Source organism: Streptomyces sp. NBC_00078 (assembly GCF_026343335.1).
Classification (GTDB): Bacteria; Actinomycetota; Actinomycetes; order Streptomycetales; family Streptomycetaceae; genus Streptomyces.
This window is the reverse complement of record NZ_JAPELX010000001.1, coordinates 678248-704498: the sequence shown is the minus strand read 5'-3', so window position 1 is coordinate 704498 and position 26251 is coordinate 678248. Positions and strand designations below refer to the sequence as shown.

At 70.5% G+C, this 26251-nt stretch carries 20 protein-coding genes and 2 pseudogenes; 8 read left to right on the top strand and 14 right to left on the bottom strand.

The features are described 5' to 3' along the window. Window positions 1-93: 93 nt before the first annotated feature. From OOK07_RS03260 to OOK07_RS03235, 6 genes and pseudogenes are all read right to left on the bottom strand, one after another. Window positions 94-1896 (bottom strand): reverse transcriptase/maturase family protein, encoded by a 1803-nt coding sequence (locus OOK07_RS03260; RefSeq protein ID WP_266794913.1) that lies wholly within the window; start codon window positions 1894-1896, stop codon window positions 94-96. Between the two features lie 538 nt (window positions 1897-2434). Then, window positions 2435-3214 (bottom strand): annotated as a pseudogene (locus tag OOK07_RS03255) (IS481 family transposase); the annotation flags it as partial. A gap of 128 nt (window positions 3215-3342) precedes the next feature. Further along, on the bottom strand, window positions 3343-4017 hold the full coding sequence (locus OOK07_RS03250) for an IS630 family transposase (protein ID WP_266675648.1): 675 nt from the start codon (window positions 4015-4017) through the stop codon (window positions 3343-3345). Continuing rightward, the gene (locus tag OOK07_RS03245) at window positions 4014-4484 is read right to left on the bottom strand and encodes a helix-turn-helix domain-containing protein (RefSeq protein ID WP_266675650.1); all 471 of its coding nucleotides are present in this window, start codon (window positions 4482-4484) and stop codon (window positions 4014-4016) included. The genes OOK07_RS03250 and OOK07_RS03245 overlap by 4 nt, the downstream gene beginning before the upstream one ends. A gap of 285 nt (window positions 4485-4769) precedes the next feature. Further along, the gene (locus tag OOK07_RS03240; RefSeq protein WP_266794912.1) at window positions 4770-5243 is read right to left on the bottom strand and encodes an SRPBCC family protein; all 474 of its coding nucleotides are present in this window, start codon (window positions 5241-5243) and stop codon (window positions 4770-4772) included. Between the two features lie 93 nt (window positions 5244-5336). After that, complete coding sequence (locus OOK07_RS03235; RefSeq protein ID WP_266676787.1) at window positions 5337-6155, bottom strand: DeoR/GlpR family DNA-binding transcription regulator; 819 nt, start codon at window positions 6153-6155, stop codon at window positions 5337-5339. A 288-nt stretch (window positions 6156-6443) separates the two neighbouring features. Here OOK07_RS03235 and OOK07_RS03230 point away from each other — a divergent pair, with 288 nt between their 5' ends. Continuing rightward, window positions 6444-8798, top strand: coding sequence for a hypothetical protein (locus OOK07_RS03230; protein WP_266794911.1), 2355 nt, complete (start codon window positions 6444-6446; stop codon window positions 8796-8798). On the opposite strand, the gene OOK07_RS03225 is transcribed toward OOK07_RS03230, so the two are convergent. The 4 genes from OOK07_RS03225 to OOK07_RS03210 all read right to left on the bottom strand — a co-directional run bounded on the left by OOK07_RS03225 (window position 8768) and on the right by OOK07_RS03210 (window position 13429). Beyond that, window positions 8768-11203: a right-handed parallel beta-helix repeat-containing protein gene (locus tag OOK07_RS03225; protein ID WP_266676783.1), complete on the bottom strand. Its 2436-nt coding sequence runs from the start codon at window positions 11201-11203 to the stop codon at window positions 8768-8770. The genes OOK07_RS03230 and OOK07_RS03225 overlap by 31 nt on opposite strands. A 107-nt stretch (window positions 11204-11310) precedes the next feature. Further along, a complete protein-coding gene (locus OOK07_RS03220; RefSeq protein ID WP_266676781.1) occupies window positions 11311-11916 on the bottom strand; it encodes an Rv1733c family protein in 606 nt (201 codons plus the stop codon). Between the two features lie 213 nt (window positions 11917-12129). Further along, window positions 12130-12957, bottom strand: coding sequence for an MOSC domain-containing protein (locus OOK07_RS03215; protein ID WP_266794910.1), 828 nt, complete (start codon window positions 12955-12957; stop codon window positions 12130-12132). Between the two features lie 43 nt (window positions 12958-13000). Beyond that, window positions 13001-13429, bottom strand: a complete 429-nt coding sequence (locus OOK07_RS03210; RefSeq protein ID WP_266676777.1) for a DUF6643 family protein — start codon at window positions 13427-13429, stop codon at window positions 13001-13003. Between the two features lie 298 nt (window positions 13430-13727). On the opposite strand from OOK07_RS03210, the gene OOK07_RS03205 reads away from it, so the two are divergent. Then, the gene (locus tag OOK07_RS03205; protein ID WP_266676775.1) at window positions 13728-15068 is read left to right on the top strand and encodes a TerD family protein; all 1341 of its coding nucleotides are present in this window, start codon (window positions 13728-13730) and stop codon (window positions 15066-15068) included. A gap of 27 nt (window positions 15069-15095) precedes the next feature. Here the strand turns inward: OOK07_RS03205 and OOK07_RS03200 are convergent, their stop codons facing one another. After that, window positions 15096-16295, bottom strand: coding sequence for a glycosyltransferase (locus OOK07_RS03200; RefSeq protein WP_266676773.1), 1200 nt, complete (start codon window positions 16293-16295; stop codon window positions 15096-15098). A gap of 39 nt (window positions 16296-16334) precedes the next feature. Between OOK07_RS03200 and OOK07_RS03195 the strand changes: the two genes are divergently transcribed. Together OOK07_RS03195 and OOK07_RS03190 are read left to right on the top strand one after the other, a co-directional pair. After that, a complete protein-coding gene (locus OOK07_RS03195; protein WP_266676771.1) occupies window positions 16335-17120 on the top strand; it encodes a glutamate racemase in 786 nt (261 codons plus the stop codon). Between the two features lie 119 nt (window positions 17121-17239). Continuing rightward, window positions 17240-17785 (top strand): hypothetical protein, encoded by a 546-nt coding sequence (locus OOK07_RS03190; RefSeq protein WP_266794909.1) that lies wholly within the window; start codon window positions 17240-17242, stop codon window positions 17783-17785. A gap of 9 nt (window positions 17786-17794) precedes the next feature. On the opposite strand, the gene OOK07_RS03185 is transcribed toward OOK07_RS03190, so the two are convergent. Continuing rightward, window positions 17795-18862, bottom strand: a complete 1068-nt coding sequence (locus OOK07_RS03185) for an O-antigen ligase family protein (RefSeq protein WP_406311228.1) — start codon at window positions 18860-18862, stop codon at window positions 17795-17797. Window positions 18863-19107: 245 nt separating this feature from the next. Here OOK07_RS03185 and lnt point away from each other — a divergent pair, with 245 nt between their 5' ends. The 4 genes from lnt (at window position 19108) to OOK07_RS03165 (ending at window position 24148) form a co-directional block, all read left to right on the top strand. Further along, complete coding sequence (gene lnt / locus OOK07_RS03180) at window positions 19108-20718, top strand: apolipoprotein N-acyltransferase (protein WP_266794907.1); 1611 nt, start codon at window positions 19108-19110, stop codon at window positions 20716-20718. A gap of 69 nt (window positions 20719-20787) precedes the next feature. Beyond that, on the top strand, window positions 20788-21267 hold the full coding sequence (locus OOK07_RS03175; RefSeq protein WP_266794906.1) for an NUDIX hydrolase: 480 nt from the start codon (window positions 20788-20790) through the stop codon (window positions 21265-21267). 54 nt (window positions 21268-21321) lie between these two features. Further along, window positions 21322-22122, top strand: coding sequence for a 3-hydroxybutyrate dehydrogenase (locus OOK07_RS03170; protein WP_266794905.1), 801 nt, complete (start codon window positions 21322-21324; stop codon window positions 22120-22122). 76 nt (window positions 22123-22198) lie between these two features. Continuing rightward, window positions 22199-24148, top strand: coding sequence for a helix-turn-helix domain-containing protein (locus OOK07_RS03165; RefSeq protein WP_266676759.1), 1950 nt, complete (start codon window positions 22199-22201; stop codon window positions 24146-24148). A 42-nt stretch (window positions 24149-24190) separates the two neighbouring features. Here OOK07_RS03165 and OOK07_RS03160 read toward each other — a convergent pair whose 3' ends face one another. Together OOK07_RS03160 and OOK07_RS03155 are read right to left on the bottom strand one after the other, a co-directional pair. After that, complete coding sequence (locus tag OOK07_RS03160) at window positions 24191-25576, bottom strand: MFS transporter (protein ID WP_266794904.1); 1386 nt, start codon at window positions 25574-25576, stop codon at window positions 24191-24193. Between the two features lie 269 nt (window positions 25577-25845). Then, a pseudogene (locus tag OOK07_RS03155) lies at window positions 25846-26154 on the bottom strand (aldehyde dehydrogenase family protein); the annotation flags it as partial. Window positions 26155-26251: the final 97 nt, after the last annotated feature.

Below are 26251 nucleotides of genomic sequence, written 5' to 3'. Positions count from 1 at the left end.
GGACGGCGAGGTGCCTGCTGAGCAGGTCCTTTTCCGTCCGGCCTCCCACCGAACCGGCCATGCCCGTTTCCGGGCAGCACGGCTCTCCAGTGACTACTGCGTGCGCGTTGTACTCGGCTTCCTCCGATGGATGCGGTCGTGACAACTGCCGCAGACCACAAGGGACTTGCGGCGGCGCGCGACCATCATCTTCACCCAATCGGAGGATGCGACACCGGCCCGTTGGAGCTCGTTGAGTGACTTGACGTGGTGGGCTTCCACCTCGCCCGGCCGCTTGCAGAGCTCGCATCTATTCGCCGCAAGCCGACGGATCAGCTCTTTATGCGGATAGACCGGACCGGTCAGACGGTCGGTCAACTCCGCCGTCTTCTGCCGCTTGAGAGGAATTCCCCCGAAGCGGGCGACCAGTTCTCTCCTGCTGTCTCGCACCAAGGTGGCCTCGAAGCACGTGCGTGGCCCGTGCGGCGTCGCGATCTTAGCCTTGAAGCGGGCCGCCATCTTCGTCACCGACGAGCCGTGCTTTCTTGCCAGGGTCTTGAGCATGGAGGTCTCCATGACCCAGCGCAGCCGGTGAAGTCGTTGGACATCACCGGCCAGGAGGTAGTACTGGACGATGCCCCGGTACTCGATCCCGTATTTGCCCACGATGACATAGTCGGTCTCGTTGACCAGAGGGTTTCGGCACGCGGGTTTTCCGCGCGACAAGTACGGGGCGCTCTTGGCCTTGACCACAGAGGCAGGCACATGCAGGACTACCGCTCCGCATACTGACCGGCGATTTCGCCGATCGCTTGCCGACGGCCGTCTTGTTTTCTGATTTGTGCTTGCTACTGAGATCTCGTAGCCGAGGAACTTTGCCCTCTTGGTACGGGCATGGGTGATCAGCGTCTTCTCTTGTGACAGTTCCAGCTTGAGATCATCACGCAGGAACTTCGCGATCCGCTGTTTCACTTCCTCGGCTTCGGCCTTCGGCCCGACAAACCCGAGCAAGGTGTCATCGCAGTACCGCACGTAGCGCAGTCTCCGGTAGTTCGGATCATTCGGATCCTGGCTCGGGAGACTGTGCAGCCGACGATAGAGAGATCGCACTTCAACACGGTCACCTCGCCGGCGGGCACGTACGATCGCTTGCTCCACCTTCCGGTACTCCGGGTTGCGCGCTCGGAGCTTCGCCCGGGTGTATTCGGGGATCAGGGTTTTCTCGATGAACTCGTCCAACTTGTGCAGGTAAATATTGGAGATCACGGGGGAAACGACGCCGCCCTGCGGAGCCCCGCTGAGTGTCGCGTTCCAGACCCAGTCCTCCAGGTATCCGGCCTTGAGCATGTTGCGCACCAGCCGCAGGAAACGCTGGTCATGGACCTTCTCGCCCAGCAGTCGGAGCGTGACCTCATGGTCGAGGCTCCCGAAGCAGTCGGCGATGTCGCCCTCAATAAACCAGGTTGTTCCGGTCCAGGTGTTGGCCACTTCCCGCAGTGCGGTGTGGCAGCCTTTTCCTGGCCGGAATCCGTGGGAGCGGTCGGAGAAGGAAGGCTCGTAGTAAGCCTCCAAGAGGAGACGTATCACTTCACCTACTAATTTATCCGTCCAAGTTGGCAGACCTAGAGGCCGAGTCTTTCCGCTCTGTTTCTTCGGGATATGGACTCGCCTCACAGGGCGGAATCGATAGCGCTCGTGGCGCATCGCATCGATGATGCGGTCGATCTTCCGAGCGGACATGCCGTCCACGGTATCCTGCGTTACCCCAGGCGTCATCGCACCCTTGTTGGAGTAGATGCGCCCGTAAGCCAGCAGATACAACTGCGGGTTGAACAGCTGTCGATACAGTTCCTCACACGGCAGACCGCGCCTGCCGCGCTCACGCAGGACACCCAGCACCGTCTCGGCGCTCTGCATTTCGCATACCTCCCGACTTTGGGTGTCCGATCACCTGGGGCCCTTCGCCCGACTGCAGACGGCTTTCCCGTCCTCCCCGGCCGGTCGTTACTCCGGCGACTACTACGGCCCCTCCGTCGCCATGGGGCTCGCGCCCGTTAGGCGATCCCACGTTCGTCCCTGTCGTACGTAATAGCGTGACGTAGGCGCCCCACTCATCTCCTTAAATACCCTCACTGGGCATCGCTCCTTGTCCCGGAGGTTGCTTGGCCTTCTTTCACAGCGACCGCAGGACCGGCACCGGTTTCAGACGTTTTTTTCCGGTGGATGCGAACTTTCATCTTCTGGAGATTGGGATTCAGGCAATTCAGCTTTCGCCATATCACGCGGGTCCCCCAGAGCACCGTCCCTGACGTCTGGACCCGGCCTCTGGTTGGCTGGCATGCTACGGTCCCCTTCACCTTTCGGATCCAGGTAAGCCATCAGACCCAGGAATATCCCTCCGAATTCCTCCCGGCTATGCCGGGGATACGACCGGGCGCCTCGTGGCGCACTTGAAGCGTTCGACCTTGCCGTTGGTCTGCGGGCGGTAGGCGCGGGTGAGCTTGCCGGCCGCGTCGAGGTCGGCCAGGGCCTCACGCCAGGCGAAGCTTTTGCGGTAGGGCCAGGCGTTGTCGGTCAGGACCCGCTCGATGCGGGTGATGCCGTGCTCGGCGAAGAAGGCTGCGGCCCGGCGCAGGAAGTCGGCGCAGGTGGCGGCCTTCTCGTCCGCGTGGACCTCGCTGTAGGCGAGGCGGGAGTGATCGTCGACGGCGGAATGGACGTAGTCGAAGCCCATGCCGCTGCGGGTGGCCCGGCCGGCCTGCCGGCCCAGCACCTTGTGGCCGCCGCCGTCGGGGATGCGGCCGAGCTTCTTGACGTCGACGTGGACCAGCTCGCCGGGCCGGTCGCGTTCGTAGCGGCGGATGACCTGCCCGGTGGGCCGGTCCAGAAAGGCCAGGCGGTTGAGGCCGTGCCGGGTCAGGATGCGGTGCACGGTGGAGGCGGGCATGCCCAGGATCGGCCCGATGCGAGCCGGGCCCAGCTTGCGCTCTTGTCGCAGCCTGCAGACATGCGCTTCGGTGGCGGCTGCGGTCCGGTGCGGTGTCGTGCGGGGACGGCTGGGGCGGTCGATGAGTCCGCTCTCGCCCTCGGAGTGCCAGCGCCGGATCCACTTGTGGGCGGTGGGACGGGAGATGCCCATCTCGGCTGCGACGTGCGCGACGGGACGGCCGGAGCGCACACGGTCGACGAGCAGTCGCCTGCCGTGAACGGTCAGCCGGGCATTACGGTGGGACACGAAGGCCTCCGTGCGGTGAAGATTCGACACCTCCACTACACACGGGGGCCTTCGCCATGATCAAGCCCGGCCAGCGTTAACAACGCTCGTGATCAATACAGCTAGTAGACTGTCGCGACTTAATTTCGCTATGTGGTTGGGTAGAGGTGGCGTAGTTTCACGCGTGCGTCGTCGGTGGTGAAGTGCCAGTCGACTTGGCGCTGGTTGCTGTTGGTGTGCTGCTGCCAGGCGGCGAGTTCGGCGTTGAGCACGGCGAGGTCGTCGATGCGGCGGTCCAGGCACTGGCGGGTGAGCGCGGAGAGCTCGATCTCGGCGATGTTGAGCCAGGACCCGTGTTTGGGGGTGTGGTGGATCTCCAGGCGCTGGGCCAGGGCGAAGGCCTTTGCCGGGTCGAACGCTTCGTAGAGCGAGGCGGTGGTGTGGGTGTTGAGGTTGTCCATCACCAGCACGACCGTGGCGGCGTCGGGATAGTCCACGGTCAGCAGGTGCTCGACCTGGTGCGCCCAGTCGACCCTGGTCCGGCGGGGCCGGGCGTCGACGCGCCGCCATCCGCGCAGCGGCTCGACCCAGCAGAAGATCGAGCAGGTCCCCGAGCGGACGTACTCGTTGTCCTCACGCCGGTCACGGCCCGGCTGCGCGGGAAGCGGATCGCGGACGTGGCCGAGGAGCTGGTACGGCTTCTCGTCCATGCACACCACCGGGCGCGCCGGATCGAAGGGTCGGTGGTAGACCGCCAGGACGTCCTCCATCGCCGCGGCGAAGGCCGCATTCGCAGCCGGCGGAATGGTCCAGCACTTCTTCACATGAGGACGCAGTTCCGTTTTTTTAACACCCGGCCGATGGTGGAGTGGTCCAGATCCGGGATGTCCTCGACCAGCGCGACGTGCTTCTCCAGCAGGCGCAGCGACCACCTGGCGTGTCCTTTGGGCGGCGTCGAGCAGGCCAGCGCGATCAGCCTCGCCTCGACCTCGCCGGTCACCACAGAGGGCACCGGCGGGAGTGCGCGTTCCTTCCGGCCGACCGTGGCCCACACATCGCCGCCGGTCTCCGCGTAGCGCTTCGAGATCAGGCGGACCGAATCGCACGAGACCCCGACCCGGTCCGCGATCACCGCCCGCGGATCGACCTCACCGACCGAGGTGTCCAGCGCGAGCAGTACCCGCGCCCGCCTGATCATCGACGCGCTGCGGACCCCCGTCGTCGTCACACGCTCCAACGCCCGACGATCTTCGGCGCTCAACGCGACCGGATACTTCTTCTGCGAGGACACGGCACCCCTGCCCAGTCGAACGGAAGCGACAAGCGAAGCTCGCCCGACCCCAACTCCACCAACCAGCACGACACTTAGTCGCGACAGTCTACTAGTGCCCGGCAGGCAACGTTCGCCCGTCAAGGAGGGGCGTCCGGTGCGCGCTCGTGCGGGTCCTACTTGAGGGTCCCCCAAGGGGGTCCCCCCGGCCGGAGACTGGGGGAGTGCCGGGTGCGGGCCCTCGTACTGGACGCAGTGGGGGAGTGTGCCGGGCGTCGCGACGGGGCGCACGTTGCCTGTCGGGCGCTACCGGGGCGCGAGGCGCCGGTCCAGTGAGGTCACCGCGTCCCGGAAGGCCCCTCCCAGGCCCGCCCGAGCCGCCTTGAGGACGAGTCGCAGCGGTGCCGTCCCGTCGGCGGCGAAGGTCCACTGCACGCGCGTGCCCGTGCCCGCCGGTACGAGCCGCCACTCCTCGACCAGGGCCCGCATCCCGGGCGCGTTGGTCACGTCGACGCGGTAGGCGTACACCTCCGCCTCCTTCGCCGCGAGCACCGTCTCCTCGAAGCGCGTCCCGCCCGTCAGCCGCACCTCGCGCCGGGCGCCGCCATCGAGCGGCCGGGCCAGTCTCACCGCCGAGAACCACTCCGCCCAGCCCGCCACATCCTCGGCGAGCGCGCGGAACACCGCCTCCGGGGCGGCCGAGATCTCCCGGGCGAAGACGAGACGTACGGGCGCGGTCTCGACGAAGTCGAGCCCGGCGGGACGCAGACGACGAGTCATGGACGAGAACCCCCTTGACGGAGCAGGGAAGTTGACCGGGGCAACGTCACGATAACTGGCGGCCCGTCAGATGTCTGCACCGCCCGGAGCCGATCAGCTCTCCGGCTCGCCCGCCACGACCAGCCGGCGCAGCTGCTCGGAGATCTCCTCGCGCGCGTCGCCCGCGAGACCCGAGTCGGTCACCAGCGTGTCGACCTGCTCCAGCGCGGCGAACGAACTCAGCCCGACCACACCCCACTTGGTGTGGTCGGCGACCACCACGACCCGCCGCGCCGACTGCACAAGGCGCCGGTTGGTCTCGGCCTCCGCGAGGTTCGGCGTCGACAGGCCGGCCTCGACCGATATGCCGTGCACACCGAGGAACAGCACGTCGAAGTGGAGCGCCGCGATCGCCTGGTCGGCCACCGGCCCCACCAGCGAGTCCGACGGTGTGCGCACGCCACCGGTCAGCACCACCGTGGCCGCGCCCTGCCGGGGGCCGGAGGTGCGCTGCGCCGCATGGAAGACATCGGCCACCCGCACCGAGTTCGTCACCACGGTCAGGTCCGGCACGTCCAGCAGGTGGTGCGCCAGCGCATACGTCGTCGTACCCCCGGACAGCGCGATCGCGGTACCGGGCGCGACCAGCTGGGCCGCGGACCGCGCGATGTCCTCCTTGGCCGTCAGCTCCATGCCCGACTTGGCCTCGAAGCCCGGCTCGTGCGTGCTGGCCTCCACGACCGGAACCGCACCGCCGTGCACCTTCTCCAGAACGCCCTGGCGGGCCAGCGCGTCGAGGTCGCGGCGCACGGTCATGTCCGACACGCCGAGCTTGCGGGTCAGCTCGTTGACACGGACCCCGCCCCGGCGTCGGACCTCGTCCAGGATCAGGGAGCGCCGCTGCTCCGCGAGGAGGTTCTGATTCTCACTCACGTACGCTCCGGTCCTTTCGCCTCAAGCCGTCCGACACGCCCTGCACACCCCGTCCGACAAGGACATTCTCGTCGACCCCGGTGCGCGGACGTCCCATCCTCGCACGGCTGGGCACCCAGGACGCCACCTGCCCGACGCGCTCATGCCACCGATGCCGCATCTGTTCCTCGCAAGTCACTCGGAACGGGGAGATTCCGTGTCCACAGGTGTACGCCCCCGTCCGAGCGGCGATCCTTGTGCCCGCACGGACACACAAGAAGACGGCGCGTCACGGGGGAAGTGCGAACAGTGGAACGTGCGCAGGAACGTGCCTCGGCGAACGGCCCCGCTCCGGTGCCCGAGGGATCCGGAGCGGCCCTGGAACTCCTGGTCCACGGCGTGGGCGGCACCACGCCCCAGGACATGCTCAATGATCCGCGCACGGTGCGGATCACCGGCGACGACACAGCGGCCGTCTTCCGGCGCGCCGCGGACGTCGACGCGGACAGCAGAGCCGACGGCCACCGCGCGGGACCGGTGCCGGAGGCGTACGTCTGGTGCAACCTCACCTCCGGCAACAGCGCGCGTGCCCTGTGGCTGTTGCTGCTGCCGTTCATGGTCGTCAACCTCGCCCACTGGATGCGGCCCACTGCCCCTGGCCGCAAACGGACCGTGCGCTTCTACGGGCTGCTGGTGCGACTCGCCGGACTGACCCTGACGGTGCTGCTGGTCGCGGCCGCCTGCGAGGTCGCCCTCGACCTGGCGGCCTGGCAGTGCGCGGGCACGCGCGCGTGCGCCGAGCGGCACTCGTGGCTGGGCTTCCTGTCACCCGAGGTGTCGCACCACAGCTGGTGGAGCAGGCCGGGCCGCCGCCTCGCCCTCGCGGCCCTGGTGCCCACCGCGCTCACGGGCCTCCTCTGGTACCTCTCCCACCGCACCTGGAGCGCGTACGAGTCCCAGCAGCCGCTCGCCCACCCGTCCGAACCCGACGAGGGGACCGCCCGCACCGCTCTGGGCCGCCCCGGCTTCTGGTACGGCCGCCGACTCGTCGCCCGGCTGCGCGCCGCCCACACCGCGGCCGGCCTGCTGACGGTCGCCGCGGCGGTCGCCTCGTCCGCGGCCCGCTTCGACCGCGCTCCGGGTGGGCCCGCCGCTCTGGACGTCCTGGGCCGGCTCCTCGCCGTGGCACTCGTCGCCGCCGCCGCCGTCGTGCTGTGGGTGGTCTGCCGCCGGGGACGCAGCGAGAACCGCCTGGACCGGGAACTCGACGAGCACCTCGTACGACGGCTTCCGCTCGCCGCCCTCGTCCTGCTGCTGCTGTGCGCGGTGTACGCCGGCTGGGAGCGCCCCGGATGGCAGTCGGCCGGTCTGCTGGCCGGAGGCGGCTCCACCTTCGGCGGCATCGCCCTGGTCCAGGGCTTACTCGTCCTCGCCCTCGCGGTCGTCGCCCACCTGCTGTACCGCACCCACCCCGACCCGCGCGCCGTGCTGCACGGCCAGGGCGGACCCGCCGTCGCGATCCTCGCCTGCGCCCTGGGCGGTGTCATGTCCGGCGGCGTCTCCCAGCGGGTGTCGGACTGGCTGGACGGCACCGGCACCTCCATCGACGGCCCGCCGGTCCTGCTGACCTGGCAGGCGTCCGTCATCCCCCTGCTGCTCCTCGCCCTGATCGCGCTGTGCGGCCTGCTCGGCCGACGGGCCTGGCTGCTGCGCCGCACCGAACTGGCAGCCGTCGAGCTCGACCATCCCGGCGAACCCAAGGACGTCGCACGCACCCGCCGTATCGCCACCACGCGCGCGTTGGCCACGCTCACCGACCGCGCCCCCCTCGTCGTCGCCGTCACCGCCGCCACGACCCTGATCCTGGGCGCCGGAGCACTGGCGGGCGCGAAATTCACCGAAGAGGCGCCCGGAGAGGCGGCCCAGCACGCCTTCGCCTTCGTGCACGGCGCCGCACAGACCGCGCAGGCCCTGGGCTCCTGGCTGATCGGCCTCGGCTTCATACTCTTCGTCACCTGGGGCCGGCGCGCCTACAAGGACGCCTCCGCCCGGCGCACCATCGGCATCCTCTGGGACGTCGGCACCTTCTGGCCGCGCGCCGCGCACCCCTTCGCCCCGCCCTGCTACGCCGAGCGCGCGGTCCCCGACCTCACCTGGCGGATGGCGACCTGGACCCGCGCCACCGGCGGCCGCCTCGTCATCTCCGGGCACTCGCAGGGCAGTGTGCTCGCGGCGGCCGCGGCCTGGCAGCTCAAGCCGTCCGACCGCAAACGGGTCGCCCTGCTCACCTACGGCTCCCCGATCGAGCGCCTCTACGGCCGCTGGTTCCCGGCCCACTTCGGTCCAGCCGCCCTCGCCTCCCTGCACCACGACGTCGACTGCTGGCGCAACCTCTACCGGCTCACCGACCCCATCGGCGGCCCGGTCCGCCTGCCCGGCGACTGCGGCCCCGAGGTGGACCGACCACCACTCAAGGACCCCCTCGCCTACGGCCGTACCGCACAACACCCTCTGCCCGCGCCGATCCTCGGCCACTCGGACTACCAGGCCGACCCGGCCTTCGCCGAGGAGCGGGAACGGCTGCTGGGCCGCCTGCGAGCGGACGTACCGGCTCCACGCCCCGTGACAGGCACTCAGGAGGGCTCGGGCAGGTCCTCGGCGTAGAGCAGCGTCAGGTCGTCCGTGCTCGGCTCGTCGAAGTGGGCGACCCGGCTCGCGTGCCGCTCCACCATGGCCTCGAAGGTCTGGCGGGCGGTTCGGCCGTTGCCGAACGCCGGGCCCTTGGGGAGCGCTGTGAAGTACGTCAACAGGGCCTCCGCGGCGCCCGGCGCGAGCCGGTACTCGTGCTCGTCGGCCTGCTGTTCCACGATCCGCAGGAGCTCCTTCGGGTCGTAGTCGCTGAAGGTGATGGTCCGTGAGAAGCGGGACGCCACACCGGGGTTGACCGAAAGGAACCGCTCCATCTCGGCGGTGTAGCCCGCGACGATCACCACGACCGCGTCGCGATGGTCCTCCATCAGCTTCACCAGCGTGTCGATGGCTTCCTTGCCGAAGTCCCGGCCCGAGTCCTCCGGTGACAGCGCGTAGGCCTCGTCGATGAACAGCACACCGCCACGCGCCCGGTCGAACGCCTCCTGCGTGCGGATCGCCGTCGAGCCGATGTGCTCACCGACCAGGTCGACGCGGGACACCTCGACGAGATGACCCTTCTCCAGCACACCGAGCGAGGCGAGGATCTCGCCGTAGAGCCGCGCCACAGTCGTCTTGCCGGTGCCGGGGGAGCCCGTGAAGACCAGATGCCGCTTGACCGAGGCCGCCTTGAGGCCCGCCAGCATGCGACGCCGGCCCACCTCGATCATGTCGGTCAGCGCCCGCACCTCGCGTTTGACGCTCTCCAGGCCCACCAGCGCGTCGAGTTCACCCAGCACGGCCTTCGACGTCCGCGTCGGCTGCTCGGGCTGCGCGGCGGCGAGCAGGGGCTCCTGTTCGGTGGTGCGCTGCCCGGGGATCGCCCCCAGCAGACCGGGCGACTGACCGGCGGTCTGCACAGCGGGCTCCGGGGCCGTGGGAGACCTGAGGCCCGCGCTCTCGTCGCTGGTGCAGTCCTCGACGACGGGGCCGGTGCCGGGTGCCGCGTCGCCGCCCTCCGCGAACTCGTACCCACCGCGCGCACACCGCTCCGTACGGCACTTCTTCAACGTCGTACGACTGCCGTCGATCACGTGGAAGCCGTAGCCGCCGCTGCCCGTCACCCGGCAGTTGAGGAAGCTGCCGCGGCCGCCCGCCGACACATAGAAACCCGCCTCCGCAGGGGAGTCGACCGTGCAGCGCTCGATGGTGGGGTCGGCGCCCTTGGTGACGATCACGCCCGTCTGCGTGGCGTCGATGGTGCAGTTGCTGAGGGTGCCGCCGCTGCCGTGGTCGCGGAACCAGGCACCCGTCGCGGCGTCCCGGATACGGCAGTCGTCGAGCTGCGCGGTGGCGCCGTCGCTCACCGACACGGCCGTGTTGCGCACCTGGGACAGGTCGCTGTCGACGACGTCCGCGCGCGAGCCGCGGTCGAGGACGAACAGGGCGTCCGGCACGTCGTGCACCCGGCAGGAGTCGAGCACCGCCGTGGCGCCGTCACTGACCCACACCGCCGGGTAGTCGCCCGTGCTGTCGAAGATCTCGCACTGGTTGGCGTCCACGCGGGTGCCCGGATCCCACACCGACAGGCCGTTGCGCCCGAACTGACGAACCGTCGTCCGGGTCAGCGTGAGCACCGAGCGGGAGCGCAGATCGACCGCGTTCTCAGGGATGTCGTGGATGCGGCAGTCGGCCAGCGTCAGCACCGCGTCCGTGTCGAGGGTGACGCCGTCCGCCGTGGTGCGGTGCACATCGCAGTCCGTGAGGTGCGCGGTGGCCCGGCCGGTGACCTGGACCCCGCTGCCACGGACCTCGTACACCTCGCAACCCACCGCGTCCAGCGCGGAGTTCTCACCGGTCGCCGACAGACCAGCGCCCGAGGCGTGATGGATCCGGCACCGCTCCAGACGGGGCTGCGCACCACCGCGGACGGCGACCCCCGACTGACCGGCGGCCACGACCTCGCACTCCTCGAACACCCCGCCTCCGCCGTCGAGTACGGCGATACCGATGCCGGCCGGATTGTCGACGGTGCACCGCCGCACAGTCGGCCGCGCGCCTCCGCGCACCTCGATCCCCGCCGCGGACCGGGTGATGATGCGGATGTCCAGCAGCTCCGGAGTGCCCTCCTCGACCAGCAGGGCGGGCGCCGCCGCGTCCTGCCCCTCCACATGCAGGTCCTGCACCACCGCCGAGGCACGCACGGTCAACGGCACACCGTCCGCGGGCGCGATCCGCACCGAACCGGGAGAACCCTCGGGCCCGCGCAGGGTCACCGAACGCTGCACCACGAGGTTTTCCCGGTAGGTACCGGGCGCGACGGTGAGGACGTCACCGTCGGCGGCGGCCTCCAGGGCGGCGGCGAGCGACGCGTACTCACCCGTGCGGCGCCGCCACCGCGATGTGCCGGTGTGCGTCACCTGGACCGTGCCCTGTGCCATGGTGTTGTTCTGCCCCCACCTCGTGATACGCGGGTCGATACCGAAGGGATCGGCCGGTCCACCGTAGCGTGCGCGCGGGCGGTGGGTTGACCAGAGCGCGAAGGCCGTCAGCTGCCGGTGCCGGTCCTGCCCCAGTCCGGGCCCGCCCGGTCCCAGGCCTGGTCCCAATGGGCGTACCGGCGACGGACCATGCGCCAGACGATCAGCCGCCGACCGCCCTCGACGGCGCCCGCGGTGATCATGGCGGCGCCGAACCCGGCGAGCACGGCGTGCGTGGTCGCGGTCGCGGAATCGAGCGGACGGGCCACTATCTGGCCGTGCAGGTCCGTCCATATCCTGAAGTGGTCACCGCGGTGCGGTGACGCGAGGCTCGCCAGGGCCGCGCCGTGGTGGCCGGAGCCGTCCGGCGCGGTCCAGTGGGCGAGGACGCGGCTGCGCAGATCCCGCGACGAGGTGGACTCGGGGTCGGTGTCCAGCGGGGAGCGGTCCAGCTTGCGCACGACGGTGGCCGTCACCAGGTGGCGGGCCGCGCGCTGGTCCCGGACCGACTGCTGCAGGGCGTCCTGCGCGATGGTGCCGACGACGGAGCCGATCACGGGGGCGGCGACGAGGATCAGCAGCAGCGCCACCAACGTCAGCCAGGCCTCTACCAGATCGCTCGTGCGGCGCAGCGGATTGTGCCGCCAGCGCCAGAGTCCGCCGATTGTGCGCACCGTCCCGCACCCCCTTCCCGCTCCGTGATAACCCCCGGCCGAGCCGCCCACGCACCGACCCGGTCAAAGAGAGAGCGAGGTCACCTGCTCCCGGCCTCTCTCATGGACTTCTCACGAAACCTCAACGCGCAGGCCCCCGGCCCTGGTTCCCGCGCTGCGGGCATTGTCCGGATCTTTCGTCCGGGCCGCCGCACGGCCGTCCGGCAGAGCTGCCTATGCGAGGACCGTCACCGGATCGCCGACCCGGATCGTGCCGGGGGAGAGGGGCACCAGGTTCTGACCGAAGACCAGGCTGCTGCCGATGCGGCGGTGGCGGCCCAGGGTGGCAAGGGGCTCCTTGCCACGCTCTCCCGTGTCCTGGTCGGTGGTGGTCACCACGCACCGCCCGCACATCTTGGCGACACGGAAGGTGACCTCGCCGACGGCGATGCGGGACCAGTCGTCCTCGGCCCAGGCGTCGGTGCCCGCCACGACCACGTTCGGCCGGAACCGGTTCATCGGCAGCGGCCCGTCGGCCGGTTGAGAGCCCTGGGCGATCAGGGAGTTGAGTGCGTCGAGGGAGGCGCTGGTGGTGAGCAACAGCGGGAAGCCGTCGGCGAAGCCGACCGTCTCGCCGGGCCGCGCGAACTCCGGGTCGACGGGTCGGCGCGCGGCCGGATCATCCATGTGCACGAGGCGCACGTCGACGCCGAGATAGTCGCTGCACCAGGCGTGCACGGCCGCGTCCTCGGCGGGAACGCCCTCGACCTTGTCGCCGAAGATCTCCAACGGCACCGTGCCGACCGGCCGGGGGACCCGCACGGTCAGCGGGCTCTTCCCCGGAGCGGACAGACGAACGCCGCCGCCGGCGACCAGCTCGGCGGCGGCCTGCGCAAGGCGCGGTTGCTGACGTTGTGTGACGACCTTTCCCCTTGCGTCGATCAGCGCCCAGCGCCTGTCTCCGGCCAGCCCCCAGGGCTCCACGACGGCTTCCCGGGGCGCGAGGCCCCGGAACGCCTTCACCGGATGGACGTGAATCGACTGCAGCAGCGCGTTCCCCATACGGCCATCGTGCCAGGCGGCGGCGAGAGCCTGGGAGGACGGCTCAGTAGCCGCGGTACTGCTGCTGGTTGTTGTACGGGTCCTGGTACTGGGCCGGGACGGGCCGGGGAGCCGCGGGGCGCATCGCCTCGTAGCCCGAACCGGTCGCCATCGGCCGTTGAGGTTGCTGCGGTCCGGGATAACCACGAGGCGCCATGGCCTGCTGAGGGATGTACGCCGCGGGCGCCTGTTGCAGCGGAGCCGGCTGCTGCGCCTGCGGATAGCCGTAGGAGGGCTGGGAGGGACCCGCCGGAAGGGCGGGGAGGGCAGACGGCAGGGCCGGCAGATAGCTGCCCGGCGCGTCGTACGCGGCGGGGACCCGGATCGGAGCGATCTGCGGGGTGCCCCGCTCGGCGACGAGCCTGTCGTAGATCGGAGTGTCCGGGAAGGCGGAGTAGTAGCCGCCGCCGAAGGTGGAGCGGGGGGAGGTCATGGCTCATAAGTTAAGCCCTCGATGTGCTAGTTGGGGAGACCGATAAGAGGGTTGTTTTCAGTGTCGGCAGTGACGCGGGATCCCCAATGCGAGCGAACTTGGCAAAAAAGGGCGCCCAGCGGGGTTCAGGTCTGGTAAAGGCCGAGTTCCGGGCGGGTTACCTGCGGTTGGCCACAGGTAACCCTGTGCTCCTCGTGGGAGTTCGTGGTCCCGGGGAATAGGTTGTGCGGATGGAGTACCTGAAGGGCTGCCGGGACACGGACTGGCACGGTGACACGTGATGGGGGCGGACATGCCAATGCCGAAAGGATCGAATACGCCGGTGCCGACGACGGCACTGCGGGTGGAATTGGGCTGGCGTTCAGGACCCGGCGTTCCGGACGCGGACGCCTCGGCACTTCTGCTCGTGGGCGGCAAGGTCCGCTCCGACGGCGACTTCGTCTTCTACAACCAGCCGGCACACGTCTCCGGCGCGGTCCGGTACGAGGGCAAACGCAACGCGGACGGCCACATCGTCGACAGTCTCCTTGTCGACCTCGCGCGCGTGGAGCCCACGATCGAGACAGTCGTCCTCGCCGCTTCGGCGGACGGCGGCACCTTCGGACAGGTTCCCGGCCTCTACATCGAGGTCCGCGACGCCGCCCAGGGCGGTGTGGTGGCCCGCTTCGACAGTACGGGCGCCGGCGTCGAAACCGCTTTCGTACTCGGTGAGTTCTACCGCCGCCAAGGCGCCTGGAAGTTCCGCGCCGTCGGCCAGGGCTACAGCAGCGGACTGGAGGGGCTGGCCACGGACTTCGGGATCGCGGTCGACGAACCGCAGCACACTCCGCCCGCGGCAGCTCCTGCGCCCCCGCCCCCGCCGTCCGCGACCATGCCTCCGCCCGTCGCCCCGTCGGTGAACATGCCGCCTCCCGCCGCGCCACCCATGACCATGCCTCCGCCGGTCGCGCCCCCTGCCGCCGTGCAGCCCGCCCCGCCGCAGGCGCCTTCCGCGCAGCCGGTCCGCCTGACCAAGGTGACGCTCACCAAGGCGGCCCCCGCGGTCTCGCTGGCCAAGCAGGGCGGCACCTCGGGCTCGATGCGAGTGAACCTCAACTGGGAGGTGCGCAAGCAGTTCTCGGGATGGGGCAGCAAACGTGGCCGCGCGGTCGCACATCACGCGGACCTCGATCTCGATCTGTGTGCCCTGTTCGAACTCGCCGACGGCAGCAAGGGCGTCGTACAGGCCCTCGGCAACTCCTTCGGAGCCCTGAACCGGCCGCCGTATCTCCACCTGGACGGCGACGACCGCACGGGCGCGGTCGCGAGCGGTGAGAACCTCACCGTCAACCTCGACCACAAGCAGGACTTCAGGCGGATCCTCGTCTTCGTGACCATCTACGAAGGCGCGCGTTCCTTCGCCGACCTGCATGCGACGGTCACCCTGCAGCCGCAGTTCGGTGCCCCGATCGACTTCTCGCTCGACGAATGCACCGTTCCCTCGACCGTCTGCGCCCTCGCCCTGATCACCAACACGGGCAATGACCTGGTCGTCCAGCGCGAGGCCCGTTACCTGGTGCCCGAGCGCGGGGTGAGTCCCCAGCGGACGGTCGACTACGCCTACGGGTGGGGGATGAACTGGACCCCCGGCAGGAAGTGAGCCCCCCCCGGACGGGATACGGGCGCGCTAGAGAGGGTGCTCGTCCGCGACGGTGTCCGGGCGCGTGTAGGTGCGGCCCTTCCAGGCCGCACCGCGTCCCCTGTAGTGCTGCACCGCGGAATCGACCGTCATGAGGAGATAGAGGAACGCGGTGACCGGCAGCAGGGGAGCGAGCCACAACGGCTGGCGGTAGTAGCGGAGCATGGGGACGTACGTCCCCGCCATCAGCAGCCACGCGAGACCGCCGAGGACCCCGGCCGCCCCGTCCCCGGTGGCCGCACCCGCGACCAGGGCCGCGGGCGGCACCAGGTACACCACGGCCAGCCCGGCGACCGTCCCGAGGAGCAGCGGCGGGTTGTGCCGCAACTGTGCGTACGCGCTGCGTGACACCATGCGCCACAGGTCGTGCAGCCGCGGATAGGGCCGCACGCTGTCCACCCGCTCGGCCAGCCCCAGCCAGATGCGCCCGCCCCTGCCCTTGACCGCACGCGCGAGCGCCACGTCGTCGATGACGGCGTGGCGGATGGCGTCAGGGATCCGAGCACGCTCGGCCGCCTCCGTACGCAGCAGCACGCAGCCGCCCGCCGCGGCCGCCGTCCGCGTCCCTTTCCCACCGATCCGCCGGAACGGGTACAGCTGTGCGAAGAAATAGACGAAGGCCGGCACCACGAGCCGCTCCCACACGCTCTCCACCCGCAGCCGGGCCATCTGCGAGACGACGTCGAAGCCACCGCTGTGCGCAGCGGCGACCAACTCCCGCAGGCTGTCGGGTGCATGCGCGATGTCCGCGTCCGTCAGCAGCAGATATTCGGGCTCACGCGCGCGTGCCAGGCCGATGCCGTGCCGTACGGCCCACAGCTTGCCCGTCCAGCCGGTGGGCGGTTCGCCGGGTGAGCCGACCGTCAGGGGCAGCCCGCCGTGCGTGGCCGCCAGTTCGCGGGCCAGGTCTCCCGTGCCGTCCGAGCTGCCGTCGTCGACGAGGAAGATCTCCGCCCGGCCCGGATACTCCTGTGCGAGCAGCGACGGCAGGCTCGCGGGCAGTACGGCGGCCTCGTCGCGCGCGGGGACGACGACACAGACGGACGGCCAGTCGGCAGGATCCTCGCGGGGCGGCAGCCTGACGTCCGTGCGCCAGAAGAAGCCCTGACAGAGCAACAGCCACAACCAGGCGGCGAGTGATACGGCGGCAGTCCACGCGATGGCGCTCACTCGCGCAGTCTGCCCCACCGGACCGGCCCGCAAGGGCCCATCGTCTATCGTGGCCGGGTGAAGATCGCGCTCATGGACTCCGGAATCGGCCTGCTGGCGGCCACCGTCGCGGTACGGCGTCTGCGGCCCGACGCAGATCTGGTGCTCTCCCTGGACCCCGACGGCATGCCCTGGGGACCCAGGACCCCCGAGGACCTGACCGAGCGTGCCCTGGCCGTGGCCGAGGCGGCCGCCGCGCACGGGCCCGACGCCCTGATCGTCGGCTGCAACACGGCGACCGTGCACGCCCTGCCCGCCCTGCGCGCCCGCCTCGAACCCGGCCTGCCGGTCATCGGCACGGTCCCGGCGATCAAGCCGGCCGCGGCCGGCGGAGGCCCCTTCGCGATCTGGGCGACACCCGCCACCACCGGCAGCCCGTACCAGCGCAATCTCATCGCACAGTTCGCCGACGGAGTGACGGTCGCCGAGGTGCCCTGCCACGGGCTCGCCGAGGCGGTGGAACACGCCGACGAGGCGGCCATCGACGCCGCCGTCGCGGCGGCCGCCGCGCTGACCCCCGACGATGTAACGACCGTCGTCCTGGGCTGCACCCATTACGAACTCGTCGCCGAGCGGATCCGTGCCGCCGTGCAGCAGCCCGGCCTCCCGCCGCTCGTCCTGCACGGTTCGGCAGGCGCCGTGGCCGCACAGGCCCTGCGTCGCCTCGGGGAGCAGCCCGCCCCCGGGGCACCGGCCACCGGAACCCTGACGGTGCTGCTGAGCGGCCGCGAGGGTGCGCTCATAGCGCCGGCCCTGGCCTACGAGGAAGGTCGGCTGCTCCAGGCGCTCAGTCCCGCGCGCTGAGCGGACGCCATGACACCGGACGCCTTGAAACGGACCCCATCGGTCCGGCCGGCATATGGGCAGCGTTCACTCTCCGCGACCCTGTGCCCGCGCAGCGAAACATGAGTAACCTCGTAGCCATGAGGGAGCACCCCCACGGCGAGAACGCCAAGCATCCGGATGTCTGGACCGGACACGCCACCAAGCGGGTCCAGTGGCTGCCGGCGGTCGCCGGCGTGGCCGTCATGGCGCTCGGCATCGAGCTCGCCGTCGACTCCGCCTGGACATCGGGCATCGCCCCGCTCGTCATGGCCGTCGTCGGCTGCATTGCCGCCGGACTGCTGGTCCTCTTCGGCACGCTCGCCTTCCTGCATGTCGATCTGAGACTCGACAAGGAATGCCTTGAGGTGCGCTGCGGCCACATCGGTGTGCCGCGCCGCAAGATCCCTCTCACCCATGTCGCCGGCGCCGAGTTCGCCGCGCACGTCAACCCGCGCCACTGGGGCGGCTGGGGCTACCGCTGGCGGCCCGAGAAGGGCACCGCGGTCGTGGTGCGGCGCGGTGAGGGCGTCGTCCTGCGTCTGTGGGACGGCCACACGTTCACGATCACCGTGGACAACGCCGAGACAGCCGTCCGGGTGATCAGTGAACGCCTGCGGCCGGGCACGACCGGCGCGCTGCACTGACCCTCGTCGTCACGGCGTCAGCCGGTCACCGCGCGGGCGTACGTCCACCTTCTGCTGTGGTGACTCGTCGGCGAGCGGCCGGGCCGTGGCCAGCCCCGCGAGAAGGCCCGCACCAACGGACACGGCGGTGAAGCTCAACGCGTTGCCGACCGCGGCGATCGCTGCGAGCGCCGTCAGAGCCGCACCCGCGGTGAGCACGACCGGGGTGGGGCGCGGGGAGCGCCACAGGGCATGCAGCACCCAGCAGAAGGACGCCCCCAGCAGGACCACGCCGACGACACCCTGCTCGGCCGCCTGCTGCAGCACGGCCGAGTGCGGCTTGCCGTCGGAGAGCAGCGTCCGGGTCGCGGTCGTGCTCAGTTCTCCGAAGCGCTCCGGGCCCACGCCCACGGCGGCGTTGCGATGTGCCAGATGCAGGGCGTCCTGCCACAGCTGGACCCGGTGCTGGGTGAGCTGCCCTTCCAGGGACGTGATGAGTCCCTCGGGCAGGGTGTTTCCGGCGACGTCCCAGGTCAGGCCGGTCACCAGGGCCGCGACCAGGGCGAGGCCCGCGATGCCCGGGCCACGGTTGTGCATCCGTCCGGCGGCGAGCGAGCACAGCAGCACGGCGGTGCAGGTGACGAACCCGCTGGTCGAGCCGAGGGCAGCTGCGGTCACGGTGATACCGACCGCCAGCGCGCCCATCGCCAACCGCAGGGGCCGTGACTCGGCGGCCCAGGCCGCACAGCACGTCGCGCCGGCGCACAGGGTGAGCAGTGCGGCGGTGGCACCGGCGTGTCCGAGCGGTGCGACGATCTGAGGCCCCGGGGCGAGGTGGGGAACGGCCACCGCCAGACCGATTCCGGCCAGCGCTCCGGCACAGGGCGCGGCCACGGGCAGCAGAGCCCCGCAGATCCGCCCGGCCGCATAGCCGGCCGCCACGGCCAGCACCGCGAGCAGCACGCCCTCCGGGCGACCGTCGTGCACGGTCGCCGTGATCAGGGACCAGGTGGCACAAGCCCCCAGCACCACCACGCCCACTGCATCAGAAACGTTTCGCCTCTGGCCGTCCTCCCCAGGACCGGCACCAGACGTCATCCCCGTCGAACTCACCCAGCCCCCCGAACCCGACCGAAGCCCCCCGACCTCGCACGACCCAGGTCGCCGAGGCCGTGACCGGCCGGGCGACTGTGGCTGGGCACACCGTAACGGCTGATGGAGGTTTTGTGGATGAGTTGGGCCGAGTTGCGCAGGAACGATGCGGCGGCTGCGGCGCGTGATGACCCGTGCTGCCATACGGACCGCGCTGTCCGGGGCAAGGTCACTCGCCGTACACTCCCGGGGTGACCGTCACCGCAACCTCCGTGGACGAGTCGGACCAGTTGCAGCCGCAGGCCGCGCCCGCATCGCGTTCGGCGCGCCTCGTACGCCTCGTTCCGGCTCTCGCCGCGGCGCTCTCCGGAGTGCTGCTCTACGTCAGTTTCCCGCCGCGCACCCTGTGGTGGCTGGCCGTCCCGGCCTTCGCCGGCTTCGGCTGGGTCCTTCGCGGGCGCAGCTGGAAGGCGGGCCTCGGTCTCGGCTACCTGTTCGGCCTCGGCTTCCTGCTGCCGCTGCTCGTGTGGACCGGCGTGGAGGTCGGCTCAGGGCCGTGGCTGGCGCTGGTGGCGATCGAGGCGATCTTCGTCGCTCTGGTCGGCGCGGGCGTCACCCTGGTTTCGAAGCTGCCCGCGTGGCCGGTGTGGGCGGCCGCGATGTGGATCGCGGGCGAGGCCGCACGCGCGCGTGTGCCGTTCAACGGCTTCCCCTGGGGCAAGGTCGCGTTCGGTCAGGCCGACGGCGTCTTCCTGCCGCTGGCCGCGGTGGGCGGCACCCCGGTGCTCGGCTTCGCCGTCGTCCTGTGCGGCTTCGGCCTGTACGAGGTGGTACGGCTGGCCCAGGATGCCCGGCGCAACCGGGACGTCCGGCGGTCGGCCGCGGCCGTCGCCCTGCTGAGCCTGGCCGTGCCGGTGGCCGGCGCGGTGGCCGCCCGCTCGCTGGTCAGCGACAACGCCGAGGACGGCTCCTCGACCGTCGCGGTCATCCAGGGCAACGTGCCGCGCTCCGGGCTTGAGTTCAACGCCCAGCGACGGGCCGTGCTCGACTACCACGCGCGCGAGACCCTGCGCCTGGCCGCCGAGGTCAAGGCGGGCAAGATCGCCAAGCCCGACTTCGTGCTGTGGCCGGAGAACTCCTCCGACGTCGACCCCTTCGACAACGCCGACGCGTACGCCGTCATCGACGGCGCGGCCAAAGCGATCGGCGTGCCCATCTCGGTCGGCGGTGTCGTCGAGCGGGACGGCAAGCTGTACAACGAGCAGATCCTGTGGGACCCCAGGAAGGGCCCCCTCGACACGTATGACAAGCGGCAGATCCAGCCGTTCGGCGAGTACCTGCCGCTGCGCTCGCTCATCGGCGCGATCAACAGCAACTGGACCTCGATGGTTCGCCAGGACTTCAGCCGGGGCACCAAGCCCGGGGTGTTCACCATGGACCACGCCAAGGTCGGCCTGGTCACCTGCTACGAAGCGGCCTTCGACTGGGCTGTGCGCTCCGAGGTCACCGACGGCGCGCAGATCATCTCCGTACCGAGCAACAACGCGACCTTCGACCGCAGCGAGATGACCTACCAGCAGCTCGCCATGTCCCGCGTCCGCGCCGTCGAACACAGCCGGACCGTCACCGTGCCGGTGACCAGCGGCGTCAGCGCGATCATCATGCCGGACGGGAAGATCACGCAGAAGACCGGCATGTTCGTCGCGGACCACCTGGTCCAGAAGGTGCCGCTGCGGTCGAGCGAGACGCCTGCCACGCGGCTGGGAACCCTGCCGGAGATGGCCCTGGTGCTGGTCGCCGCGGGCGGGCTCGGGTGGGCGATCGGCGCCGGTGTGCGCGGGCGGCGCGCCCGGAGCGTGTAACCGTACGCCCGGCGCACGCCCCGTGAAAGGCGCCGGAGGCCTGTGCACCGGCCCTTTAGGGTCGGTGTCATGCCAACTCCTGACTTCATCCGCGAGATCCGGGCAACCTCGGGGCACCAGCTGCTCTGGCTCCCCGGCGTCAGTGCCGTCGTCTTCGACGACGAGGGCAGGATCCTGCTGGGGCAGCGCTCGGACAACCTCGAATGGGCGTTGATCTCCGGCATCCCCGACCCGGGCGAGCAGCCCGCCGCCGCAGTCGTGCGGGAGGTGTACGAGGAGACGGGCGTCGAATGCGTCGTCGAACGCCTGGTCGCGGTGCGGTCCGGGGGGCAGGTCACCTATCCCAACGGCGACATCTGCCAGTTCATGGACATCTGCTTCCGTGCGCGGGCGGTGAGCGGCGAGGCCCGGGTGAACGACGACGAGTCCCTGCAGGTCGGCTGGTTCGCGCTCGACGCGCTGCCCCCGTTGACCGAGTACCACCACTTCCGGATCAAGCAGGCACTGTGCGACGAACCCACATGGTTTGACCCTATGAGTTCTGAATGAAGTATGGGGCGTGACCATATGTGGGGAGAGGGGGGTGCTGCTTAGGGTCAGCATATGACCCCGCCCAGCGCCCTCCCGGCTCCCCACACTCCCTCCCTCGACCTCGGCGGCTGCACCGCCCTGGTCACCGGTGCCGCCGGTGGCATCGGCCGCGCCTGCGCGCTGCGCCTCGCGGCCGCCGGGGCCAAGGTGAGAGCGGTCGACCGGGACGCCACGGGACTGGAGTCGCTCGCCGAGCAGGCCGGGGGGCTCGCGGGCGCCGTCGAACCGCACGTCCTCGATCTCACCGACCTCGACGCGGCCGAGCACGCCGCCGCGGGCACCGACGTCCTCGTCAACAATGCAGGGCTGCAACTGGTGCGCCCCATAGAGGAGTTCCCGACCGACGTCTTCCACACCGTGCTCACGGTGATGCTGGAGGCGCCGTTCCGCCTCGTCCGCGGAGCACTGCCCCACATGTACGGGCAGGGGTGGGGCCGCATCGTCAACGTGTCCTCCGTCCACGGACTGCGCGCCTCGGCCTACAAGTCGGCCTATGTGGCCGCCAAGCACGGCCTGGAGGGACTGTCGAAGACCGCTGCCCTCGAAGGCGCACCCCACGGCGTCACCTCGAACTGTGTGAACCCCGCCTATGTGCGCACCCCACTGGTCGAGAAGCAGCTCGCGGACCAGGCGCGGGCACACGGCGTGCCGGCGGAGCGCGTCCTGGCGGAGGTGCTGCTGCAGGACAGTGCCGTCAAGCGGCTGATCGAGCCGGAGGAGGTCGCCGAGGCCGTGGCCTATCTGTGCAGCCCGCAGGCCTCCTTCGTGACCGGGACCTCGCTTGTCCTCGACGGCGGCTGGACCGCCCACTGACCAGGCAGGCATCCATGCGTCCACGAGTTGTCCACAGGGCTGACGGGGCGGCCGTGGGATGAGGAATCCTGTGAACATGTCTCGCGATCACGTGCAGTCCGCCGAGCGCACCGACGCCGAAGCGGCCGGGCCGGCGCTCACCGGCGCCGAGACGCCGTTCCTGGAGCTGCTGGCCAGGGGCGCGTCCTCCGACGCCTACGACCAGCCGGTGCTGCTGGCGCGCGCCGAGGGGCGTCCGGCCGAGGCGATCGCCGCGCTCGAACACGCCAAGCTGCTCGCGTTGCGTGTGCGCGCGGACCTGGAGGGGCGGCGCCGCCGGGAGGCCGAGCTGTCCGCGCTCTTCGAGACGGCCCACGACCTCGCGGGCCTGCGGGACCTGGACTCCGTACTGCGGGCGATCGTGCAGCGCGCCCGGTCACTGCTGGGCACGGACGTCGCCTACCTCAGCCTGAACGACCCGGACCGCGGAGACACCTACATGCGGGTGACGGAGGGCTCGGTCGCCGCCCGCTTCCAGCAGCTCCGGCTCGGCATGGGGGAGGGGCTCGGCGGACTGGTGGCCCAGACCGCCCGTCCGTACGTCACCGACGACTACTTCAAGGACGACCGCTTCCAGCACACCCACACCATCGACACCGGCGTGCGGGACGAGGGCCTGGTCGCCATCCTCGGCGTGCCCCTGATGCTGGGCCACCACGTCATCGGCGTCCTCTTCGCGGCCGACCGGCGCGCCCGGGTCTTCGAACGCGAGCAGATCGCCCTGCTCGGTTCGTTCGCGGCGCTGGCCGCGGCCGCCATCGACACCGCGAATCTCCTCACCGAGACCCGCTCGGCCCTCGCCGGGCTGGAGCGGGCCAACGAGATCATCCGCGACCGCAGCGGCGTCATCGAGCGCGCCTCCGACGTCCACGACCGGCTCGCCGAACTCGTACTGCGCGGCGGCGGGGTGCACGACGTGGCCGCGGCCGTCTCCCAGGTCCTCGACGGAACCGTCGACTTCACCGAGGCCGTCGACGCGCCGTCGGCACCTCTGGAGGCGTCCCGCGCCGAAGGGCACGCGGTGCGCCACGAGGACGACTGGATCGCCGCCGTGACGGCCGGCGGCGAACTGCTCGGCGCGCTCGTCCTGCGCGGCCACCCCGGCCTCGACCCCGTCGACCAGCTCACCCTGGAGCGGGCCGCCATGGTCACCTCGCTGCTGCTGCTCGCCAGACGCTCGGCCGCCGAAGCCGAACAGCGCGTCCGCGGTGAGCTGTTGGACGACCTCCTCGACGCCCGCGACCGCGACCCGCGCCTGCTGCGCGAGCGTGCCTCGCGGCTCCACGCGGACCTCGACGCCACCCACGTCGTGCTCGCCGCCCGGCTCGACGGCACCGCGCCCGACGCCGACCAGGAGGCGGCCGCGCGCCGGCGCCTGTGGTCCGCCGCCTCGCACCTCGCCGCGACCCGGCACGGCCTGGCCGCCGCACGCGACGGCGGCACCGTCCTGCTGCTGCCGCTGACGCCCGGCGACATCGCCACCGACCTGGCCCGCACCACCGCCCACCAGCTGGGCACCGCAGTCCACGAGGCGGTCACCGTCGGCGCCTCCGCCCCCGTCCAGGACCTCGCCGCCCACCCCGAAACCGTGACCGCCGCCTACGCGGAGGGCCGACGCTGTCTGGAGGCTTTGCGCCTGCTCGGCCGCTCCGGCGACGGGGCCGCAGCCGAGGACTTCGGCTTCCTCGGCCTGCTGCTCGCCGGGGACCGGGACATCGCCGGCTTCGTAGACCGCACGATCGGCCAGGTCGTCGCCTACGACCAACGGCGCGGCACCGACCTCCTACGCACCGTCGACGCCTACTTCACCTGTGGCATGAGCCCGGCCCGCACCAAGGACGAACTCCACGTCCACGTCAACACCGTGGCCCAGCGCCTGGAGCGTGTCGCCCGTCTCCTGGGCGACGACTGGCAGAGCCCCGCCCGCGCGCTGGAGATCCAACTCGCGCTGCGACTGCACCGGTTGTCCGCGCCCGCACAGAACTGAACCCCCGCACGCCAGGCGTACGGGGGGACGGCTTCCTGAAGGTCAAAGGGTGCGCGCGTCCGCCGCCGGAGCTGGCGCCGGTTCGGCGTCCACGGCCGGCTCGACCTCGGCCAGGTCCCGGTGACGGGTCTCCTTGGCCACGCCCACCGCCAAAACCGTCAGGACGGCCGCGGCGATGACGTACAGGGCGATCGGGGTGGAACTGCCGTAGTCGGACAGCAGCGCCGTGGCGATCAGCGGAGCGGGCGCGCCCGCGGCGACCGAGGCGAACTGGGCGCCGATGGAGGCACCGGAGTAGCGCATCCGGGTCGCGAACATCTCGGAGAAGAAGGCGGCCTGGGGCGCGTACATCGCGCCGTGCAGCACCAGGCCGACGGTGACCGCGAGGATCAGGTTGCCGAAGCCGCCGGTGTCGATGAGGGAGAAGAACGGAAACATCCACAGCCCGACGCCGACCGCGCCCAGCAGATACACCGGACGCCTGCCGACCCGGTCCGACAGCGCGCCCCAGGCCGGGATGACCGCGAAGTGGACGGCCGACGCGATCAGCACCGCGTTCAGCGCGGTCTGCTTGGAGACACCGGCCGACGTGGTGGCGTAGACGAGGATGAACGCGGTGATCACGTAGTAGCTGATGTTCTCCGCCATGCGCGCGCCCATCGCGATCAGCACGTCCCTCCAGTGGTGGCGCAGCACCGACACGATCGGCAGCTTCTCGGCCTCCGCCGTCCGGTCGGCCTTACGGGCCTCGGCCTGGGCCAACGCCTGCTGGAACACGGGCGATTCATCGACAGACAGACGAATCCACAAACCGACGATCACCAGCACACCGGAGAGCAGGAACGGGATCCGCCAGCCCCAGGACACGAAGGCGTCGTCCGACAGCAGGGCCGTCAGCGCGGACAGCACACCGGTCGCGAGCAGCTGCCCGGCGGGCGCCCCGGTCTGCGGCCACGAGGCCCAGAATCCGCGCCGCCGGGCATCCCCGTGCTCGGACACCAGCAGCACGGCCCCGCCCCACTCGCCGCCCAGCGCGAAGCCCTGGACCAGACGCAGGGTGGTGAGCAGCACCGGAGCGGCGGCTCCCACCGTCGCATGCGTCGGCAGCAATCCGATCGCGAAGGTCGCCCCGCCCATCATCAGCAGGCTCAGCACCAGCAGCTTCTTGCGCCCGATCCGGTCGCCGTAGTGCCCGAAGACCAGTGCGCCCAGCGGACGGGCGGCGAATCCGACGGCGTACGTGAGGAACGACAGCAGAGTGCCGACCAGGGGGTCCGAGTCCGGGAAGAACAGCTTGTTGAAGACGAGCGCGGCGGCGGAACCGTAGAGGAAGAAGTCGTACCACTCGATGGTGGTGCCGATGAGGCTGGCGGCGACGATGCGACGCAGGTTCGCGGGCGGTGAAGGAGCGGATTCTGCTGAGGCCATGAGCGCCACTTCCTCGTGTGCGATGGGGACGGGTACGTGTCCGGACACCGTAGGAAGGCGCAGGTCAGGGGCACATGTGGTGGGGCAACATAGTTCGGGGATCGGCTATGCGTGCGGCCACCATGCCGGCTCACGACAGGCGGTTCAGGGACTCAAAGGTGGTCGAAACGAATGCCGTTCGGGACGAGCAGTTCGGGGTGATTTGACGGTGCGGTGCTGACTCCCGTGCTGGTTTGGTGCTGACCAAAAGTCCACGTCATCACCCGTCCTCACCTCTCCCGTGCTGACTTGGTGCTGACTACGCTCCGTTGAACTCGGACATCTGGGGTTGATCGGCTCGGAGCCGTTGCGTGGTAGGTGACCGGACTGACGGGCGAGGGGCGAGCCGCCGTTGACGACCTCGGCCTGGCCCGGCGGGGGCGCTCCGACATGCCGTGTACGGAGGCGAGTTCAGCGGCGTTCGTAAGTGGGCCGAAGTCGGCGTGATCGTCGTCGGGAGCGCCGGGACGCAGCCGCGCGGCCTGGTCGGTGCAGGCGGACAGGAAGGAGTCGTGGATCCGCCCGCGGACCAGGATCCTGGTGGTGGCGGTGCGGTCTCATGCTGCGCGATCCCTGCCGGAGCCGCGATCCCGACGGACCGAGTCACCGTCAGAGGTGCTCAGTCCACCGGGGGTT

What these genes read in the sequence shown, in the direction of transcription:
- OOK07_RS03260 (WP_266794913.1), bottom strand. Translation starts at nt 1,896, where the DNA reads ATGCAGAGCGCCGAGACGGTGCTGGGTGTCCTGCGTGAGCGCGGCAGG.
- OOK07_RS03240 (WP_266794912.1), bottom strand. Translation starts at nt 5,243, where the DNA reads ATGACTCGTCGTCTGCGTCCCGCCGGGCTCGACTTCGTCGAGACCGCG.
- OOK07_RS03225 (WP_266676783.1), bottom strand. Translation starts at nt 11,203, where the DNA reads ATGGCACAGGGCACGGTCCAGGTGACGCACACCGGCACATCGCGGTGG.
- OOK07_RS03215 (WP_266794910.1), bottom strand. Translation starts at nt 12,957, where the DNA reads ATGGGGAACGCGCTGCTGCAGTCGATTCACGTCCATCCGGTGAAGGCG.
- OOK07_RS03210 (WP_266676777.1), bottom strand. Translation starts at nt 13,429, where the DNA reads ATGACCTCCCCCCGCTCCACCTTCGGCGGCGGCTACTACTCCGCCTTC.
- OOK07_RS03205 (WP_266676775.1), top strand. Translation starts at nt 13,728, where the DNA reads ATGCCGAAAGGATCGAATACGCCGGTGCCGACGACGGCACTGCGGGTG.
- OOK07_RS03190 (WP_266794909.1), top strand. Translation starts at nt 17,240, where the DNA reads ATGAGGGAGCACCCCCACGGCGAGAACGCCAAGCATCCGGATGTCTGG.
- OOK07_RS03185 (WP_406311228.1), bottom strand. Translation starts at nt 18,862, where the DNA reads ATGACGTCTGGTGCCGGTCCTGGGGAGGACGGCCAGAGGCGAAACGTT.
- OOK07_RS03175 (WP_266794906.1), top strand. Translation starts at nt 20,788, where the DNA reads ATGCCAACTCCTGACTTCATCCGCGAGATCCGGGCAACCTCGGGGCAC.
- OOK07_RS03170 (WP_266794905.1), top strand. Translation starts at nt 21,322, where the DNA reads ATGACCCCGCCCAGCGCCCTCCCGGCTCCCCACACTCCCTCCCTCGAC.
- OOK07_RS03165 (WP_266676759.1), top strand. Translation starts at nt 22,199, where the DNA reads ATGTCTCGCGATCACGTGCAGTCCGCCGAGCGCACCGACGCCGAAGCG.
- OOK07_RS03160 (WP_266794904.1), bottom strand. Translation starts at nt 25,576, where the DNA reads ATGGCCTCAGCAGAATCCGCTCCTTCACCGCCCGCGAACCTGCGTCGC.